This is a genomic window from Flavobacterium sp., from assembly GCF_029242675.1.
Lineage (GTDB): Bacteria > Bacteroidota > Bacteroidia > Flavobacteriales > Flavobacteriaceae > Flavobacterium.
The window spans coordinates 1-16080 of sequence record NZ_JAQWTM010000149.1; the positions used below are offsets into that span (position 1 = coordinate 1).

Annotated in this window: 24 protein-coding genes; 22 read left to right on the plus strand and 2 right to left on the minus strand. The window is 30.0% G+C overall.

What is annotated here, in order from left to right:
- Nucleotides 1-124: 124 nt before the first annotated feature.
- Nucleotides 125-1408 carry a TolC family protein gene (locus P8M54_RS05880; RefSeq protein WP_300286172.1) on the minus strand — a complete coding sequence of 428 codons (1284 nt, stop codon included), beginning with the start codon at nucleotides 1406-1408 and terminating at the stop codon, nucleotides 125-127.
- A 58-nt stretch (nucleotides 1409-1466) separates the two neighbouring features.
- A complete protein-coding gene (locus P8M54_RS05885; protein WP_300286174.1) occupies nucleotides 1467-2084 on the minus strand; it encodes a TetR/AcrR family transcriptional regulator in 618 nt (205 codons plus the stop codon).
- 164 nt (nucleotides 2085-2248) lie between these two features.
- Between P8M54_RS05885 and P8M54_RS05890 the strand changes: the two genes are divergently transcribed.
- From P8M54_RS05890 to P8M54_RS05995, 22 genes are all read left to right on the plus strand, one after another.
- Nucleotides 2249-3667 carry an MBL fold metallo-hydrolase gene (locus P8M54_RS05890; RefSeq protein ID WP_300286176.1) on the plus strand — a complete coding sequence of 473 codons (1419 nt, stop codon included), beginning with the start codon at nucleotides 2249-2251 and terminating at the stop codon, nucleotides 3665-3667.
- Nucleotides 3668-3692: 25 nt separating this feature from the next.
- Entirely contained in the window at nucleotides 3693-4010 is a 318-nt protein-coding gene (locus tag P8M54_RS05895; RefSeq protein ID WP_300286178.1) for a rhodanese-like domain-containing protein, read from the plus strand.
- Nucleotides 4011-4013: 3 nt separating this feature from the next.
- Nucleotides 4014-4394: a rhodanese-like domain-containing protein gene (locus tag P8M54_RS05900; RefSeq protein ID WP_300286180.1), complete on the plus strand. Its 381-nt coding sequence runs from the start codon at nucleotides 4014-4016 to the stop codon at nucleotides 4392-4394.
- A gap of 3 nt (nucleotides 4395-4397) precedes the next feature.
- Nucleotides 4398-4853, plus strand: a complete 456-nt coding sequence (locus P8M54_RS05905) for a DinB family protein (protein WP_300286182.1) — start codon at nucleotides 4398-4400, stop codon at nucleotides 4851-4853.
- Between the two features lie 125 nt (nucleotides 4854-4978).
- Entirely contained in the window at nucleotides 4979-5284 is a 306-nt protein-coding gene (locus tag P8M54_RS05910; RefSeq protein ID WP_300286185.1) for a thioredoxin family protein, read from the plus strand.
- A 93-nt stretch (nucleotides 5285-5377) separates the two neighbouring features.
- Nucleotides 5378-5578, plus strand: a complete 201-nt coding sequence (locus tag P8M54_RS05915; protein ID WP_300286187.1) for a DUF2892 domain-containing protein — start codon at nucleotides 5378-5380, stop codon at nucleotides 5576-5578.
- Complete coding sequence (locus P8M54_RS05920; RefSeq protein WP_300286189.1) at nucleotides 5579-5884, plus strand: DUF202 domain-containing protein; 306 nt, start codon at nucleotides 5579-5581, stop codon at nucleotides 5882-5884.
- Nucleotides 5877-6710, plus strand: a complete 834-nt coding sequence (locus P8M54_RS05925; RefSeq protein ID WP_300286191.1) for a methyltransferase domain-containing protein — start codon at nucleotides 5877-5879, stop codon at nucleotides 6708-6710. Before P8M54_RS05920 ends, P8M54_RS05925 begins: the two co-directional genes overlap by 8 nt.
- The gene (locus tag P8M54_RS05930; protein ID WP_300286212.1) at nucleotides 6707-6967 is read left to right on the plus strand and encodes a cation transporter; all 261 of its coding nucleotides are present in this window, start codon (nucleotides 6707-6709) and stop codon (nucleotides 6965-6967) included. The genes P8M54_RS05925 and P8M54_RS05930 overlap by 4 nt, the downstream gene beginning before the upstream one ends.
- A 28-nt stretch (nucleotides 6968-6995) precedes the next feature.
- On the plus strand, nucleotides 6996-7337 hold the full coding sequence (locus P8M54_RS05935; RefSeq protein ID WP_300286214.1) for a hypothetical protein: 342 nt from the start codon (nucleotides 6996-6998) through the stop codon (nucleotides 7335-7337).
- Nucleotides 7338-7381: 44 nt separating this feature from the next.
- The gene (locus tag P8M54_RS05940) at nucleotides 7382-7981 is read left to right on the plus strand and encodes a DUF2202 domain-containing protein (RefSeq protein ID WP_300286216.1); all 600 of its coding nucleotides are present in this window, start codon (nucleotides 7382-7384) and stop codon (nucleotides 7979-7981) included.
- Between the two features lie 33 nt (nucleotides 7982-8014).
- The gene (locus tag P8M54_RS05945) at nucleotides 8015-8248 is read left to right on the plus strand and encodes a hypothetical protein (protein ID WP_300286218.1); all 234 of its coding nucleotides are present in this window, start codon (nucleotides 8015-8017) and stop codon (nucleotides 8246-8248) included.
- 85 nt (nucleotides 8249-8333) lie between these two features.
- Nucleotides 8334-9932 (plus strand): hypothetical protein, encoded by a 1599-nt coding sequence (locus P8M54_RS05950; protein ID WP_300286220.1) that lies wholly within the window; start codon nucleotides 8334-8336, stop codon nucleotides 9930-9932.
- 127 nt (nucleotides 9933-10059) lie between these two features.
- Nucleotides 10060-10623, plus strand: a complete 564-nt coding sequence (locus P8M54_RS05955) for a YeeE/YedE thiosulfate transporter family protein (RefSeq protein ID WP_300286239.1) — start codon at nucleotides 10060-10062, stop codon at nucleotides 10621-10623.
- An 11-nt stretch (nucleotides 10624-10634) separates the two neighbouring features.
- On the plus strand, nucleotides 10635-11132 hold the full coding sequence (locus P8M54_RS05960) for a DUF6691 family protein (protein ID WP_300286222.1): 498 nt from the start codon (nucleotides 10635-10637) through the stop codon (nucleotides 11130-11132).
- 27 nt (nucleotides 11133-11159) lie between these two features.
- On the plus strand, nucleotides 11160-11891 hold the full coding sequence (locus P8M54_RS05965; RefSeq protein ID WP_300286224.1) for a DUF2490 domain-containing protein: 732 nt from the start codon (nucleotides 11160-11162) through the stop codon (nucleotides 11889-11891).
- A gap of 18 nt (nucleotides 11892-11909) precedes the next feature.
- A complete protein-coding gene (locus P8M54_RS05970; RefSeq protein WP_300286226.1) occupies nucleotides 11910-12758 on the plus strand; it encodes an RteC domain-containing protein in 849 nt (282 codons plus the stop codon).
- A gap of 99 nt (nucleotides 12759-12857) precedes the next feature.
- Nucleotides 12858-13151 carry a helix-turn-helix domain-containing protein gene (locus P8M54_RS05975; RefSeq protein ID WP_300286228.1) on the plus strand — a complete coding sequence of 98 codons (294 nt, stop codon included), beginning with the start codon at nucleotides 12858-12860 and terminating at the stop codon, nucleotides 13149-13151.
- A gap of 8 nt (nucleotides 13152-13159) precedes the next feature.
- Complete coding sequence (locus P8M54_RS05980) at nucleotides 13160-14002, plus strand: transcriptional regulator (protein WP_300286230.1); 843 nt, start codon at nucleotides 13160-13162, stop codon at nucleotides 14000-14002.
- On the plus strand, nucleotides 13932-14597 hold the full coding sequence (locus P8M54_RS05985; RefSeq protein WP_300286232.1) for an ATPase: 666 nt from the start codon (nucleotides 13932-13934) through the stop codon (nucleotides 14595-14597). The genes P8M54_RS05980 and P8M54_RS05985 overlap by 71 nt, the downstream gene beginning before the upstream one ends.
- 5 nt (nucleotides 14598-14602) lie before the next feature.
- Nucleotides 14603-15217, plus strand: a complete 615-nt coding sequence (locus P8M54_RS05990) for a hypothetical protein (RefSeq protein ID WP_300286234.1) — start codon at nucleotides 14603-14605, stop codon at nucleotides 15215-15217.
- Between the two features lie 128 nt (nucleotides 15218-15345).
- A partial coding sequence (locus P8M54_RS05995; RefSeq protein ID WP_300286237.1) for an ATP-binding protein occupies nucleotides 15346-16080 on the plus strand: 735 nt, incomplete at its 3' end.

A 16080-nucleotide genomic window follows, 5' to 3' on the forward strand; every position in this document is an offset into this window, starting at 1 on the left:
CCATTCTAGTTGACCAGATGCAAAAACGAGTTCTTTTATATCTTTTGTTATGGGTAGCGTTTCTTGATTTTTGCTGCAAGAAATAACCGTAAAGATTGTTAGTATGATTGAGATTTTTTTCATTTTAAAATTTATTATTTATTTCTATTTTATTTACGTTAAAACCAACATTAGCCAAAACAGTAATAACATTTATTTTACTTATTAGCATATCATTTTGTGAAATCAAGAGTTTATCCAGAGGTAAAATATTTTCTTTAAATTGATTGAAATTTTTTTCGTAAGTATCTTTTTTTAACTCATATATTTTTTTATAATTGATAATTTGTAGCAGCGATTTCTCATATTCTAAAACCATTTGCTCATTGCTATTGTTAGTTTCTTTTATACTATGTTCAACATTATTTTTTAATGTTTCAAGTTGAATCTGTTTACTTTTTGTATTTGACAAACGCTGCACTGTTGGCAATTCCCAACCCAATTTTAATCCTATATAATTAAAGTTTTGCCAATTGGAACCAGAAGCAAAAAAATTAGTATTACTCAAATTTTGCCAATTAAATGACGATACAAATGATAATACTGGAAGGTTTTGAAATAGTAAGGATTTATGCTCTTGTTGCGTTAATTGCTTTTGTAAATCAATGTTTTGGGTTTGTAAATTAGAATTGGTTGTCAATGTGTTAGTTTGGTTTTCATAAGACCAGAGCGTTTGTTTTAATTCTGCTTTAATAGTGTTTTCAAAAAATAAATCTAAAATTTGATACTGTATTTTAGTATTCATTTCAAGTTGTTCTAATTTATCTTTTATTGAAATAAAATTCACTTCGGCTTCATTTACTTCTTGTTTTCGGGCAATTCCTTCATTATATTTTTGATATACAATTTTTAGAATTGTTTCTGCAATAGATAAATTTTCATTCAAAATCTCTTTTTGCCCATTAAACGAAAGTATGTTGAAGTAAACCGCATTTATTTTATCATACAAATTCTGCTCATTTATTTTATTTTGATTTTCAACCAATTGCTCGTTTATTTTCGCCGATTTTATTTGAGCAATAGCGGATAAATTTAAAATATCAAATTGCGGCTGAATGTTGAAAGTAGAAACATATTGTTGCCCAATAACTACTTCTTTAAAACTTCCTGATACACCTCCAAAAGCTTCTGCTGGCAAAAAACTAACTTGCTGATTAATGTTGTTTAACGCTTGAGCACTTGTATTCATTTTTGGATTAAAAACATTTCCAATCGCAGTCTTTTTCGTTAAAGATGCCAATTGCGTTTGAAATTTTGCATTCTGAAATACATAATTTTTACTTTTCGAAAACTCCAAAACTTCATTTAATGATGAAAACGCTTTGCTTTCTTGTGCTAAAATTGTTGAATTACTAACTATTATTAGCAACAATGTATTTTTTAGTTTGTGAATATTTACTAACTTTATCATTCAAAAAAATATTATTTTAATTAGTTACGCTATTTGGTTTTGATGCTCTATTTTTAAGTAGTTTCAATAAATTATTCATCGTCTCCATTCCTTTTTTTTCTATATCAAAACTAAAATTGGCTAACTTCCATTTTAGCATTTGTAGTCTAAAAGTTCCCATTGCAAAATGAACTAAATATTCAGCATCAATTTCTTGATTAAATGTTTTATTATTTTGACCTTCCTTAATCACTTTTAAAAATACAATTGAGTTGGTTTGTATCAGTTTTAAGATTTCATTTTTTATAACTTCCGAATCGTCTAAAAGCCCATCAGAAAGCACAATTACTATATAATGTGGATTTACATTAAAAAAAGAAAATTGACTTTTAAAAAGAGCAGTTAACTTTTCTTCCGCATTCAATTCAGAATTTAAAATATTTTCAAATCTTGTGTTAATATTTTCTGACAAATAGCTTATAAAATGGGTTATAATCGCTTCTTTATCTTTAAAATGTCTATACAATGCACTTTCAGAAAAATTCATTTCTTGAGCAAGGTTTTTAGTAGTTAGACCTTTAATGCCTTTCTCCATCAATAGCTTTCCTGCCGCTTCTATAATTTCAATTTGCCTATCAGATGTTTCTTTTTTCATTATCATAACAAGTTAGTGAACATTCACTTTGCAAATGTATTCAAATAAATTTAGTAAACAATTATTTTTCATAAATAATTATCTATGTAACTTTTGTCACTATACAACCCATTTGCATCATATACATTTGCATCAATAAATCAATAACTTAAAATTTAATAGATATGAAAATAGAACAAATTTACACAGGATGTTTAGCGCAAGGTGCTTATTACATTACGTCAAATGGCGAAGCTGCAATTATTGACCCACTACGTGAAACTAAACCGTACACCGACAGATTAGCACAAGATGGAGTACAACTTAAATACATATTTGAAACTCATTTTCACGCCGATTTCGTTTCTGGTCATTTAGATTTAAGCAAACAAACTGGTGCAGCTATTGTATACGGTCCAAATGCAGCTCCTGAATTTGATTTTATTTCTGCAAAAGACAATCAAGTGTTTGAAATTGGCGATATCAAGATTAAAGTATTGCACACACCTGGTCATACTATGGAAAGTACAACCTATTTATTAATTGATGCTGATGGAAACGATCACGCCATTTTTTCTGGTGATACTTTATTTATTGGTGATGTGGGTCGCCCAGATTTAGCTCAAAAAGCAGCTTCAATGACACAAGATGAGTTGGCGGCTATTTTATTTCATTCATTACGAGATAAAGTGATGACTTTGGCTGATGATGTTATCGTTTATCCAGCTCACGGCGCAGGTTCTGCTTGTGGTAAAAATATGAGCAAAGAAACAGTTTCTACAATTGGCGAACAAAAAGAAAAAAATTATGCTTTACGTGCCAATATGACCGAAGCCGAATTCGTAAAAGAAGTAACTGATGGTTTATTGCCTCCACCAGCTTATTTCGGAATGAATGTCGCAATGAACAAAAAAGGTATTGAAAGTTTTGATATGGTTTTCAATAACGGAATGAAAGCAATAAATGCTACCGAATTCGAAGTAGTTGCAGAAGAAACAGGTGCATTAATATTAGATACTCGTGATAATGGTGTTTTTGCAAAAGGATATGTTCCGCAATCTATCAACATCGGAATAACTGGCGATTTTGCTCCTTGGGTTGGTGCATTAATTGCCGATGTTAAACAACCAATTTTGTTGGTAACAGAATTAGGTATGGAAGAAGAAACAGTAACTCGTTTAAGCCGTGTTGGTTTTGATAATCTGATAGGTCATTTAAAATATGGTTTTGATGCTTGGAAAGAAGCAGGTTATGAAGTTGATACTGTTAACAGAATTACGGCTGATCAATTTGCTAATGAACTAAAAGTGGGTGAAAGTAAAGTTGTTGATGTGCGTAGAGAAAGTGAATATGAAGCAGAACACGTTGATGAAGCCTACAGCCGACCATTGGCATATATCAACGAATGGGTAAAAGATATTAATCCCGAAGAACATTTTTATATGCATTGTGCTGGTGGTTACCGTTCTATGATGGCAGCATCTATTCTGCAAGCACGTGGTTACAGAAACTTTACCGAAATTGAAGGCGGTTTTAATGCCATAGCAAAAACAACGGTTCCAAAAACAGATTTTGTTTGTCAAAGTAAAGTGCTAAAAGCATAATTCAATAACATTTAAAAAAATAACTATGGGATTTTTCAATAATATATTTGGTGCTGGTGGTAGTAATGAAAATTTAGCCACTATCGTAAATGAAGGAGCATTTCTTGTAGATGTTCGCTCATCTGGGGAGTTTGCCGATGGCAATGTTAAAGGTTCAGTAAACATTCCGTTAGACCAAGTACAAAATCAATTGGCAAAGTTTAAAGATAAAGAAAACATTGTAGTTTTTTGCCGAAGCGGTAATCGTAGCAGCCAAGCCAAATCAATTTTAGAACAAAATGGTTTTACCAATGTTACCAATGGTGGAACTTGGCAAGATGTAAATGCAGTTATCAGTAAATAAACGATGAAAAACCTAGTGAAAATTTGTTTTCTGTTTTTATTCTTCGCTATATCGAGTAATACAAGTAGTGCCCAAAACACAAGACCTGTTTCAAAAAAACAAACAACTCAAAAGGTAAAAGCATCAAAAAAAAATGAAACTTTTTATGTCGATGTTAGAACGCCAGCTGAATTTGCTCAAGGAAGCGTAATAGGAGCAGTTAATATTCCGTTAGATCAAGTTGAACGTCAGATAGCAAAATTTAAAGGTAAAAAAAAGATTGTTGTATTTTGTAGAAGTGGTAATAGAAGCAGTCAAGCTATAACTATTTTAGAAAAAAATGGTATAAAAAATATCACTAATGGTGGCAATTGGGAAGATGTAAATGGAATGTTAAAAAAATAAACGATGCAATCAACATTTAAAATTTGGGAAACCAACCGAAAATTACATTTAGAGTTATTAGAAAATTACACTTTAGAGCAACTCAATAAAATCCCTGAAGGTTTTAAAAACAATCTGATTTGGAATGTAGGTCATATCATTACAACTCAACAAGGATTAATTTATCGATTGTCGGGTATGCCAGTTTACATTTCTAAAGAGTTTCATAACAAATACAAATACGGCTCTGTACCTACACAAACCACAACGCAAGAAGAAGTTAACGAAATAAAAGAGTTACTAATTTCATTAATTCAACAAACCAAAGACGATTATGCAAACGGAAAGTTTGTTGCATTTTCAGAATACGAAACCCATATCGGTTTTCATTTGGCTACATTTGAAGAAGCCATAAATTTCAATAATTACCACGAAGGAATTCATCTTGGTTTTATGATGAATATTAGAAAATTTATATAATAAATGTAGTTGCATAATAGTCAATAAAACTGAAATAGAGTATAAAAAAAGTTTTTAAGTTGTTTGTTTGTAAGTTTGAATGGTAATAAAGTACCATTCAAACTTTTATTGATTTTATATAAATTATGAGTGAAAAAGAATTTAACGAAGTTATAAATACCCAAAATCCAGTATTGGTAAGCATTACTTCACGCTATTGTGATCCGTGTTTTTTACAAAAAATGGTTATAGAAAAAGTCAAAAAAAATATTGGCAAAAGAATATTTATTATTTCTATTGATGCAGATGATTTTCCAGATTTAGCAAAAAAGCATAACGCTATAACTAGACCAGCTTTATTATTGTATGACAAAGGAGAATTAATTTGGGAACAAAAAGATATACTAACAACTGATCAGGTTATTGAAATTGTTTTAGAAAAAACATTTTAAAGTTTAAAACTTCACCGTGTGATAAATATCACATTACTTGTTGTTTTTAAAAAGTAATTTTACAGTATTATAATAACTTTAAAAACAAATAATATGAAAAGAAATATGGGTACAGCGGATAAATTCATTCGCATTCTTTTAGCATTAATTGTAGGCGTTTTGTATTACACCAATGTAATTAATGGCACAGTAGCAATTGTTCTTGGTGTATTAGCAGTTGCGTTTTTACTTACTAGTTTTATTAGTTTTTGTCCGTTGTATTTACCTTTTGGTATCAATACAAACAAAAAATAAATGAACGACCAAAAAGCTATAAACAAAGATTTAATTTTAAGAGAACGTTTGGCATTACAAAGAACAGAACTTGCCAATCAATCTACTTTTTTAGCTTTTTTGCGAACTGCAATGTACTTTTTAATTGCAGGATTAAGTTTGAGAAATCTATTAAAAGTAGAAAATAGTTTCTATATCGAGATTGGTTTATTTGTTATTTCTTTTGTCATTTTTATAATAGGAATTGGAAACTATTTTAAACACAAAAAATCTATTTCAGAAAACAAAAAACACATTGGTGATTATCAATTAGAATATTATGAGTGATGAAAAATGTTGTGTCGTAACTTGCGATTTACCACTAGATAAAACCTATTGGGACAATCAATACCAAGCCAATGCCACAGGTTGGGATTTAGGCGAAGTATCGCCACCTATAAAATCGTATATCGATAAAATAAAAAATAAAGAAATTGCAATACTTATTCCTGGTTGCGGTAATACCTATGAAGCAGAATATTTATTGCAACAAGGTTTTACTAATATAACAGTAATTGATATTGCGCCAACATTAGTAGAAAATCTTAAAAATAAATTTGAAAACAATAAAAACATATCAGTTGTTTTAGGCGATTTTTTTGAGCATCAAGGATCGTATGATTTGATAATCGAACAAACATTTTTTTGTGCATTACCACCAACAATGCGCCAAAAATATGTATGGAAAATGCATCAATTATTATCCAATCACGGTATACTTGCCGGATTATTATTCAATCGAGATTTTGAAGTCAGTCCGCCATTTGGAGGAAATGCTAAAGAATACGAGCAATTATTCCATAAGTCATTTGTATTCAATTCTATTGGTGTGGCAAATAATTCAATACCAACAAGAGCCAATACAGAATTGTTTATAGAGTTTCAAAAAAACGACTTTAGTCAAGTCAATCTATACCACTTTGAAGGCATCACTTGTAGTGGTTGTATGAAAACCGTATCATCAAAATTCCTTGAAATTGAAGGCGTTTTAAATGTAAGTATGAATACCAATTTTTCCGAAATACTACTTGTTAGTAAAGAAGAGATAGCACTAAAAACATTGCAAGAAATAGTTTCTTATGATGAAAAATATAAAATAAATAAAACCAAATGATACATATAATAGAAGTTGAAAACATTAAATGTGGTGGTTGTATGAACAGCATAAAAACCGCATTGCAAAAAATAGAAACCGTTTCAGATGTTACTATTGATAAAGAAAGTGACACAATAACTGTAAATTCTAAAGCTGAAAGAGAAGTATTAGTAGCAACACTATCAAAACTAGGTTATCCCGAAAAAGGACACAATACCTTATTGCATAAAGGAAAATCTTTTGTGAGTTGTGCCGTTGGAAATATGACAAAATAAATTAGATTTTTATATTATATTTACCGCAATGAAATTTTTCGCACTATTTATTTGTTTCTATTTAACAACTTTAACTGCTTTGCCAACAGTTAGAGTTATAAAAATGCACTTTGCCGAAAAATGTCAATCATCTTGTGGAAAAAGTAATTCTAAAAAAGATACTTCAGATGGTGGTTGCCAAAAAGAAAAATGTATTTTAAACTTAACATTTAATAGTGCGACTTTTGTAGTTTTTAATCAAAATTATAATTTTAAATATTCATTTATTCCTTTTGAAAAATTAGAAAAATCAGTATATCACAAAAATTTATTTCCCAATTATAACGTAACTATTTGGCAACCTCCAGAAGCTATATTTTCAATATCGTAAAAAATAACACACTAAAATTTTACAATAATTTAAAATATATCAAAATGAGAAACATAAAATATTTAGTTGTTTTAATAACAGCAATACTGTTAAGCAACTGTTCAAAAGATGAAAATTTAGTTCCATTAACACAAAATGAAACTAATGATTTAAAATTTCTTCGAGAAGAAGAAAAACTAGCACGTGATGTCTATATGTATAATTTCAATAAATACCAAACAACTATTTTTAATGATATTTCACAAAGTGAGCAAAAACATATGGACGCTATTCTAAAAATGCTTAATAAATATGGAGTACCAGATTCTGCATCATCACAAATTGGTGTTTTTAACAATCAAGATTTACAATTATTATATAATAATTTAACATCTCAAGCTGATATTTCATTAATTGAAGCATTAAAAGTTGGTGCAACAATTGAAGATTTAGACATCAACGATATTGATGATTTTATTATCAATACATCTAAACAAGATTTGTTAAAGGTTTATGGGAATCTAACTTGTGGCTCAAAAAATCACATACGATCATTTACTAGCCAACTTACAACAAATAGTTCATCGTATATACCTCAATTTATTACTTTAGAAGAGTATAATATTATAATAAGTGGTACAAACGGTAGCTGTGGAAATAATTAATAAAATTAATATTTAAATAAAAAAATACATAAAATGAAAAAATCAATTATAATTGCAGCATTAACTTTATTATTCTCTGTAAATACAAACGCTCAAGAGCAAGAACCAGTTCAAAAGAAAAAGAAAGTTAAAACAGAAAAAACCTGTTCAGCTTCCGAAACAAAAGGTGGTTGTTGTGCCAATAATAAATCAGCAGAAAAAAAATCTTGCGATTCTGAAGGAAAATCAGAAAAGAAAGGTGGCTGTTGCGCTGCTAAAAAATCTTAAATCCTAATTTAATTCTATTTTATTGCAGTGTCTATTTTCTAATAGACACTGTAATTTTATACTTACAATTTAAAAAAAACAAATAATGAAACTACTTTTAAAAGTTGTATTGCTACTAATCTCATATATTAGTTTTTCGCAAACTACATTTGATTATCAAGTACAACTCAATCCAATAACAATTCCTAATCTTCCTGGATTACATTCCTATGCCTTTGGACAAAACAATGGTAAATGGCTTATTATTGGCGGTCGATTAGATGGTATTCATGCGCGCCAACCTTTCAATGCGTTTCCAAATGCAAATAATAATACCAACATTTATGTCGTTGATGTAAACACACAACAATTTTGGTCGGCATCACTAAATTCTCTAGCAACTGGCTTAAAAGAGCAATTGCAATCTACTAATATGAATTTTCATCAAGATGGAAATACGCTTTATATTATTGGTGGATATGCCTTTTCGACAACAGCTAATGATCATATTACTTTTAATAAATTGACTTCGGTTGATGTACCAAATTTAATAAATGCTGTCATCGCTGGAAATCCAATTACATCCTATTTTAAACAAATGACTGATGAAAATTTCGCCAATACTGGCGGACAATTAGGTAAAATTGGAAACACTTTTTACTTGATTGGCGGACAACGTTTTGACGGAAGATACAACCCAATGAACAATCCAACATTTGTACAAACGTATGCCAACGGATTAAAAAAATTCACAATTGACAACTCTGGTACACAATTGAGTATTGGTAATTTTGAAACCATAACAGACGGCGTACATTTGCACCGAAGAGATTACAATCTTGTGCCTCAAATTTTTCCTGATGGTTCAGAAGGATATACCATTTCATCGGGTGTTTTTCAAATAAATGTTGATTTGCCATTTTTATATCCAGTTGATATTAAAGATACTGGCTATTTCCCACAAACTACTTTCAATCAATATTTAAGTAATTATCATTCAGGAAAAGTGGCTTTGTTTGATGCTACCAATAATCGAATGCATTCTTTATTTTTTGGTGGAATTAGTCAATATTATTACAACGGAACAACGTTGGTTCAAGACAATAATGTGCCGTTTGTAAAAACAATCAGTCGTGTTACTCGTTTGGCTGATGGATCGTTAACCGAATATCAATTACCAATTGAAATGCCAAATCTTAAAGGCGCTGGTGCAGAATTTATTCCAAATACAACTTTACCTCATTTTGATAACGAAGTAATAAAATTGACTGATATTAATGCTAATGAGTTTGTAATTGGACATATTTATGGTGGAATTCAAAGTCCGACTTTAAATCCATTTACTGGAAATCAAACTTCAACCACTTCGGCAGACAATGTTATTTATGAAGTAAAATTGATAAAAACACCACCGCTTGGAGTTCAAGAAATTGATGGTAAAAATCCATTTTCATTAACGGTTTATCCAAATCCAACCACAAATGGTAAAGTAAAAATTGAATTCGATATGCCTTACGCAACAACAATCGATTACTTTATTTCATCCATTGAGGGAAAAATTATTGATGATGGCGAAATTGATAGTGCTAAACAAGGTCATAATACAATGAATTTTGAAATAGATAACGCTTCAAATCAAACGGTTATTATCACTTTTATCTTTGATAATAAATTTTATGTTTCAAGAAAAGTAATGGTAAACTAACAAACGTAACTGTTTTATACTAAAAGTGCTTGAGAAATCGAGCACTTTTTTTTGTTATGTGACAAATGGTACAAACCAAAACTTTTTTATAGTTCAATTTTGCATCAATAAATTATAACAAATGGAAATTATAGAATTCATCAAACAACCGTGGGCTTGGTACATTGCTGGTCCTTTAGTTGGTCTAACGGTACCAGCATTACTTATTCTAGGAAACAAAAACTTTGGTATTAGTGCCAACTTGCGTCACGCCTGTGCAGCTTGCTTACCAGCAAACATTTCATTCTTTAAATACGATTGGAAAAAAGAAATTTGGAATATGTTTTTTATTCTCGGAATTCTTATTGGTGGTGTTTTAGCATTTTCTTATTTATCAAATCCAAATCCAATGATTATTAGTGATGATTTAAGAACAGAATTAGCAACTTATGGTATAACAAACATCGACGGAATGCTACCAACAGAAATTTTCTCTTGGGAAAATCTTTTTACAGCTAAAGGATTTTTAATGATGGTTGTAGGTGGCTTTATGATTGGTTTTGGTTCTCGATATGCTGGTGGTTGTACAAGCGGACACGCTATTTCTGGATTGTCAAACCTACAATTACCATCGCTAATTGCTACGTGCTGCTTTTTTGTAGGCGGATTGATTATGGCAAATTTTATTCTTCCTTATATACTTTCTCTTTAAAACCACAAAATATGAAAATCATAGATCAAAATAAAGATTTCGAAACACGTTCATTAGATACAATTTGTATAAACGAAAGTCATTTGAAACACAAGTGGTATCATAACATAAAATACCTCATCGTAGGATTGTTATTCGGAATAGTATTTATAAAAGCTGAAATAATTAGTTGGTATCGTATTCAAGAAATGTTTCGTTTTCAATCATTTCATATGTATGGCGTTATTGGAAGTGCAGTTGTGGTTGGAGCAATTTCCGTTTTTTTAATAAAAAAATTCAAAATCAAAACCATTTATGGCGAAAAAATTGAGTTTCACGACAAAACTTTCAATAAGGGACAAATGATTGGCGGACTTATTTTTGGTTTAGGTTGGGCAATAACTGGTGCTTGTCCAGGTCCAATTTTCGCCCAAATAGGAACTGGAGTAACTGTAATGTTAGTAACGCTATTTTTTGCTATTGTTGGCACTTGGGTATATGGTTATTTTAGAGATAAATTACCTCATTAATCAAACTTAAAATCAAATATAAAAATAATGAAAATTAAAATAAATACTATAATTTCAATAATAGCAGTTGCCTTTTTTGCCCCAAAAATAATGGCTCAAGAACACACAAATAGTTGGTTTAGAACTACATTAAGTATTCCTGTAACCGAAAAAATAAAAACAGATATAGAGCTGCAACATCGACGACAAAACGATTTTGAAAGCAATAATCTATTAGATAAAAATTTAATGTACACCTTTAGAACTTGGATATATTACAAACAAAACAAAGATGTGGTTTACGCAATATCACCATTCGCTTACTTTTCCAATTACAAAATTATTCAAAAACAAAGTGATGCAGTTGTAAAACCTACAAACGAATATCGCTTTTCAGCATCGGTAGAATTACAACACGAATTGGCAAATAAATTTTTTGTAGTAGATAGAACGGCTTTAGAGTATCGTGTTTTTGAAGGATCTGTAGAAAATGTAATTCGATTGCGTAATCGCTTGGCATTTAGATATGATTTTACTTCAAAATTTAATACTACAATTGGCGATGAAATTTTAATTAATGCTAGTGGAACGGATGCACAACATATTTTTGATCACAACCGATTATTTACTAATTTTTCTTTCAAACCAAAACCAGCACTAAAGTTTGATATTGGATATATCTATATTTCAAGATTACCAAAAAATAATACTGATTTGATAGAAGAGAGCAATTTTTATTTGAATTTTACCTATACACTACAAAAAAAGAAGGCTAATTAATGTGAAATAATAAAATTTGTGAACCTCAAAATAACCAAACTACTAGCCGACCTTACCGAACAATTAAACTTTATAGATTTAGAAATTGATAACGAGATCAAAAAATGTGAAAAAGCCATTGAAATTAGTGTAAAAGCAAAAGATAATTTAAAAGCGTTAATTCATAAAACAGCTTTCAAATCACAAGAGGAAGAAATACAATTTTTTAAAGAAATAAAACCTCAATTCCTCTCTAAATTTATATACTATAACGCTATCTATAAAATTGAAACAAAAAAACCTTATGGTGGCAATAGAATTTTAAAGAAGTATTACAATAATGAACTCATTAAAATCAAACGCCATTTTGACAATAATTTAGATTTCTATAGATATTACAGAACAAGCAGTAATTATCTAGATTACAAATATTTTATTAGAGGAAAGTTTGATGTAAAATTAGCTTTAGATAGTTATTATATTGAAACCGATCATTCTTTCTCAACTTCACACGATTATAAAGTAGCGAAGATTATTGCTAATGATTTAATCGAACTTTATATAGAAAGTAAAATATTGGATATGGAAATTAAAGAACCAAGAGAAAAATCACAACTCAATCACAACTCAAAACAGAACTGGACAGGATCAAAAGTGGCATTAATTGAACTTTTATATGCGCTACATTCCGACGGAGTTTTCAATAATGGAGCATCAGACTTAAAAGATATAGTTGAATATTTCGAAAATATATTCAATATCGATTTGGGGCAATACCGCAGAGTTTTCCTTGAAATACGGGCTAGAAAGACTGATAGAACAAAATTTATAATGGCTCTAAATCAAGTTTTATTAAAAAGAATGGACAATACTGACGAACCCATTTAAGTAGTTTTAAACAAAAATCGTTCACAACGGAGTTCAAGTTGTGATTTAAAGTAAACCAAAACATTCAATTTTGTACCATAACAATTTAAAACTACAGTTATGGCAATCGAAGTTATCACTCGCGAAGATTTAAACGAATTTCGCACACTACTCCTTTCGGATTTAAACGAAATCTTAAATTCAAAACCACAACAGCAAAAACAATGGCTCAAATCCAATGAAGTCAGAAAGCTGTTAAATATTTCTCCAGGCACTTTACAAAATTTACGTGTCAACGGTACACTAACTTATACCAAAATTGGAGGAATTCTATATTATTCCAATAACGATTTAGAAAAAGTTATAGAAACGAACAAAGTTGAAGCAACACCCAATTTATTCAATCGTAAATAACCTAAAAGATGAATTATATAAAACATCTAACAGGATTTTTCGAAAAGGTTGCAATTGATAAAACACTCAACCCAACCCACGTAAGTTTGTATGTGGCATTATTCCAATTTTGGAACTGCAATCGGTTCAAAAATCCAATAAGCATATCTCGTGATGAGGTAATGAGAATTAGCAAAATCAGCTCCAAAGCTACTTACCATAAATGCCTTAAAAACTTGCATTCACTTGGTTATATAAACTATGAGCCATCATATAATCCATTCAAAGGAAGCCACGTTTACTTATTCAATTTTTCAGACGATTTAAAGCCAATTCCAAAAAGCGGAAAAACAACAACACCAAAAAATGAACGGCTGATTGAACTAGTTAATGAACAAGTAGTGAACAAGCTTTATACTAGTAGTGGTACAAGTAATGAGACAGGTACTGAACAAGCTCTAGTATCTTATATAAACAATACAAACATACCAAACATTTCAAACGATTTAAAGATTGTAAACTTGGACGAGCAAGCAAAAAATTTTGAAAATGAGGATGAAATTTTAAAAAATGAAGAAATAGAAAAAGAAAAAAGTTCCGCCAAAAAAGAAAAAGAGACAACGCCAACAATCGAAAATGTAAAAGCATATTTCCTTGAACATAATTTTCCAGAAATCGAAGCAATCAAGTTTTTCAATTACTTCTCCAGCAATGGTTGGTTAGTTGGAGGAAAAACACCGATGGTCGATTGGCAAGCAGCAGCACAAAATTGGATATTAAATGCACCTAAATTCATTTCGAATGCAGAACAACCCAACAGAGCAAAACAACTCAACACAGCAACCGACAAAGACTATTCAGAGCCATTATAGTTATACTGAAGTAATTGCTTGGCTTGAGAAAAAAGGCGTTGAACTATATGGCAATCATTTCAAAATTCACGAAACAGATTATCCAATCGTTTACAAATTAATTGCCTATTTCTTAAAAGACGAACCAGCTTGTTTTCAATACGGCATAAACAGTAACAAAGGAATTCTACTTTCTGGACCAATCGGCTGTGGAAAAACATCATTGATGAATTTGATGAAATACTTAACAGCAACAGATCATAAGTTTTTTGTAAAACCTTGTCGAGATATAAGTTTTGAATTTATCCAAGATGGCTATCAAATAATTCACAAATACAGCATAGGTAAACTCTATCAATCCGAACCAAGAACCTATTGCTTTGACGATTTAGGCACAGAAAATAACCTAAAATACTTCGGAAACGAGTGTAATGTAATGGCTGAAATTCTATTATCTCGGTATGATCTATTTATTTCAAAAAAACTGCAAACCCACATTACCACAAACCTTTCAGCAAGTGAAATAGAAAAGACTTATGGAAATAGAGTTAGAAGTCGATTGAGAGAGATAGTAAACTTAATTGCTTACGATAAATCAACACCTGACAAACGATAAATAAAATGAATTCTATAATTAACTTTTGGAAACACTTCCAACAAAACAATTTCGTTTTCCTACTTTTAAATGAAATTCCAAAAGATGAACTGAAAATTCATTTCAATAACCTAATCGCAATACTTCATCAATACAATAGCGACCTCAACATCATAATCAAAAACAAAAAAAACGAAGCCGAATTAATCATCACGTCAAACGGAAATCCATATCTATTCAAAGAAGTTGAATTACTATTGCATCACGCACCAAAAATAAACCGTTGGAAAACAACCGCATTCCACCAACCCGAAACCAACCTTACCCAATATAAAAACAGTACAGACAAACCACTTGACCATTACGGTATCAGTTTAAGGATAAGTGAAATGTATTTTTCACCATTAGAAAACCTAGAAAAACCAACCGATTTAGGAATTAAAGTTTTGATTAAAAATTACATTGTACACAAGGACAATCCAAGGCTTCGAGAAGCAGTTTATGTTCAGATCGAACACCTTATTGGAGAAAAATCATTTGCAAATGATATTGCTTTTATTGAGATTGAGCAATTGGAAAGTAATCAAGAGGATTTGATTGATCTTTATAATCTCCCAATATTTATAAAATCTTATAAGTGATTTAACATAATTAAATATTCAAAAAAAGATTGATTTATTATTAACTTTTTTGTTATATTTTTGTGCAATTGATTTCGTTTGAAACTTCAAAATTCATTCAAAAGAATAGATTTAATCAATTTCGATTTATGAAAAAACATACTACAAAACTAACTTCTAAAAGTATAGAAGGTAGTGGGTTACCATCAGATTACAAAAAAGCAATTGCAGAATATATTTGGAATGGTTTTGATGCTGGAGCAACTACAATAAATATTAATTTTACGGGTAATTCTATTGGAACTCTTGAAAGTTTTTCAATTTCAGATGATGGTTCGGGGATTAGTTTTGATAATATATCAGATACTTTTGGAAATTTTATGGTTTCATTAAAAGCCAACTCTTTTTCTGAAACTGGGTTTGTTAAAGGCAAAAAAGGAAAGGGAAGGTATTCTTTCTCTACTTTTTGTAATAAGGCAAATTGGAATACGATATTTAAATCAAAAGAAGATAAGTTTTTAGAGTACAGTATTCAAATTAAAAAAGAGAGTAGTCAAGATTTTGAAACGTTTGACAGAACAATTTCGAAAGAACAGAAAACAGGAACTGAAGTAATTTTTGAAGACTTTACAGAAATTTATAGTGATTTGTTAGATAACGAAGATTTCGAGAAGTTTTTAGCTAATGAATTTGGTTGGTTTTTATATCTTAATAAAGAAAGAGATTTTAAAATACTATTAAATAAAAATCCTTTAGATTACTTTTCTGTTATTGAAGATACTGATGAAAAAGATATCATAATAGGTGATTATGTTTTTAAGGTAAGCTATATTAGATGGAAAGAAAAAATTGGTGATAAATACTATTATTACTTCTTAAACAAT

What these genes read in the sequence shown, in the direction of transcription:
- P8M54_RS05905 (WP_300286182.1), top strand. Translation starts at nt 4,398, where the DNA reads ATGCAATCAACATTTAAAATTTGGGAAACCAACCGAAAATTACATTTA.
- P8M54_RS05925 (WP_300286191.1), top strand. Translation starts at nt 5,877, where the DNA reads ATGAGTGATGAAAAATGTTGTGTCGTAACTTGCGATTTACCACTAGAT.
- P8M54_RS05895 (WP_300286178.1), top strand. Translation starts at nt 3,693, where the DNA reads ATGGGATTTTTCAATAATATATTTGGTGCTGGTGGTAGTAATGAAAAT.
- P8M54_RS05985 (WP_300286232.1), top strand. Translation starts at nt 13,932, where the DNA reads ATGCAGAACAACCCAACAGAGCAAAACAACTCAACACAGCAACCGACA.
- P8M54_RS05965 (WP_300286224.1), top strand. Translation starts at nt 11,160, where the DNA reads ATGAAAATTAAAATAAATACTATAATTTCAATAATAGCAGTTGCCTTT.
- P8M54_RS05890 (WP_300286176.1), top strand. Translation starts at nt 2,249, where the DNA reads ATGAAAATAGAACAAATTTACACAGGATGTTTAGCGCAAGGTGCTTAT.
- P8M54_RS05930 (WP_300286212.1), top strand. Translation starts at nt 6,707, where the DNA reads ATGATACATATAATAGAAGTTGAAAACATTAAATGTGGTGGTTGTATG.
- P8M54_RS05990 (WP_300286234.1), top strand. Translation starts at nt 14,603, where the DNA reads ATGAATTCTATAATTAACTTTTGGAAACACTTCCAACAAAACAATTTC.
- P8M54_RS05885 (WP_300286174.1), bottom strand. Translation starts at nt 2,084, where the DNA reads ATGAAAAAAGAAACATCTGATAGGCAAATTGAAATTATAGAAGCGGCA.
- P8M54_RS05935 (WP_300286214.1), top strand. Translation starts at nt 6,996, where the DNA reads ATGAAATTTTTCGCACTATTTATTTGTTTCTATTTAACAACTTTAACT.
- P8M54_RS05950 (WP_300286220.1), top strand. Translation starts at nt 8,334, where the DNA reads ATGAAACTACTTTTAAAAGTTGTATTGCTACTAATCTCATATATTAGT.
- P8M54_RS05980 (WP_300286230.1), top strand. Translation starts at nt 13,160, where the DNA reads ATGAATTATATAAAACATCTAACAGGATTTTTCGAAAAGGTTGCAATT.
- P8M54_RS05900 (WP_300286180.1), top strand. Translation starts at nt 4,014, where the DNA reads ATGAAAAACCTAGTGAAAATTTGTTTTCTGTTTTTATTCTTCGCTATA.
- P8M54_RS05945 (WP_300286218.1), top strand. Translation starts at nt 8,015, where the DNA reads ATGAAAAAATCAATTATAATTGCAGCATTAACTTTATTATTCTCTGTA.
- P8M54_RS05915 (WP_300286187.1), top strand. Translation starts at nt 5,378, where the DNA reads ATGAAAAGAAATATGGGTACAGCGGATAAATTCATTCGCATTCTTTTA.
- P8M54_RS05975 (WP_300286228.1), top strand. Translation starts at nt 12,858, where the DNA reads ATGGCAATCGAAGTTATCACTCGCGAAGATTTAAACGAATTTCGCACA.
- P8M54_RS05940 (WP_300286216.1), top strand. Translation starts at nt 7,382, where the DNA reads ATGAGAAACATAAAATATTTAGTTGTTTTAATAACAGCAATACTGTTA.
- P8M54_RS05960 (WP_300286222.1), top strand. Translation starts at nt 10,635, where the DNA reads ATGAAAATCATAGATCAAAATAAAGATTTCGAAACACGTTCATTAGAT.
- P8M54_RS05910 (WP_300286185.1), top strand. Translation starts at nt 4,979, where the DNA reads ATGAGTGAAAAAGAATTTAACGAAGTTATAAATACCCAAAATCCAGTA.
- P8M54_RS05920 (WP_300286189.1), top strand. Translation starts at nt 5,579, where the DNA reads ATGAACGACCAAAAAGCTATAAACAAAGATTTAATTTTAAGAGAACGT.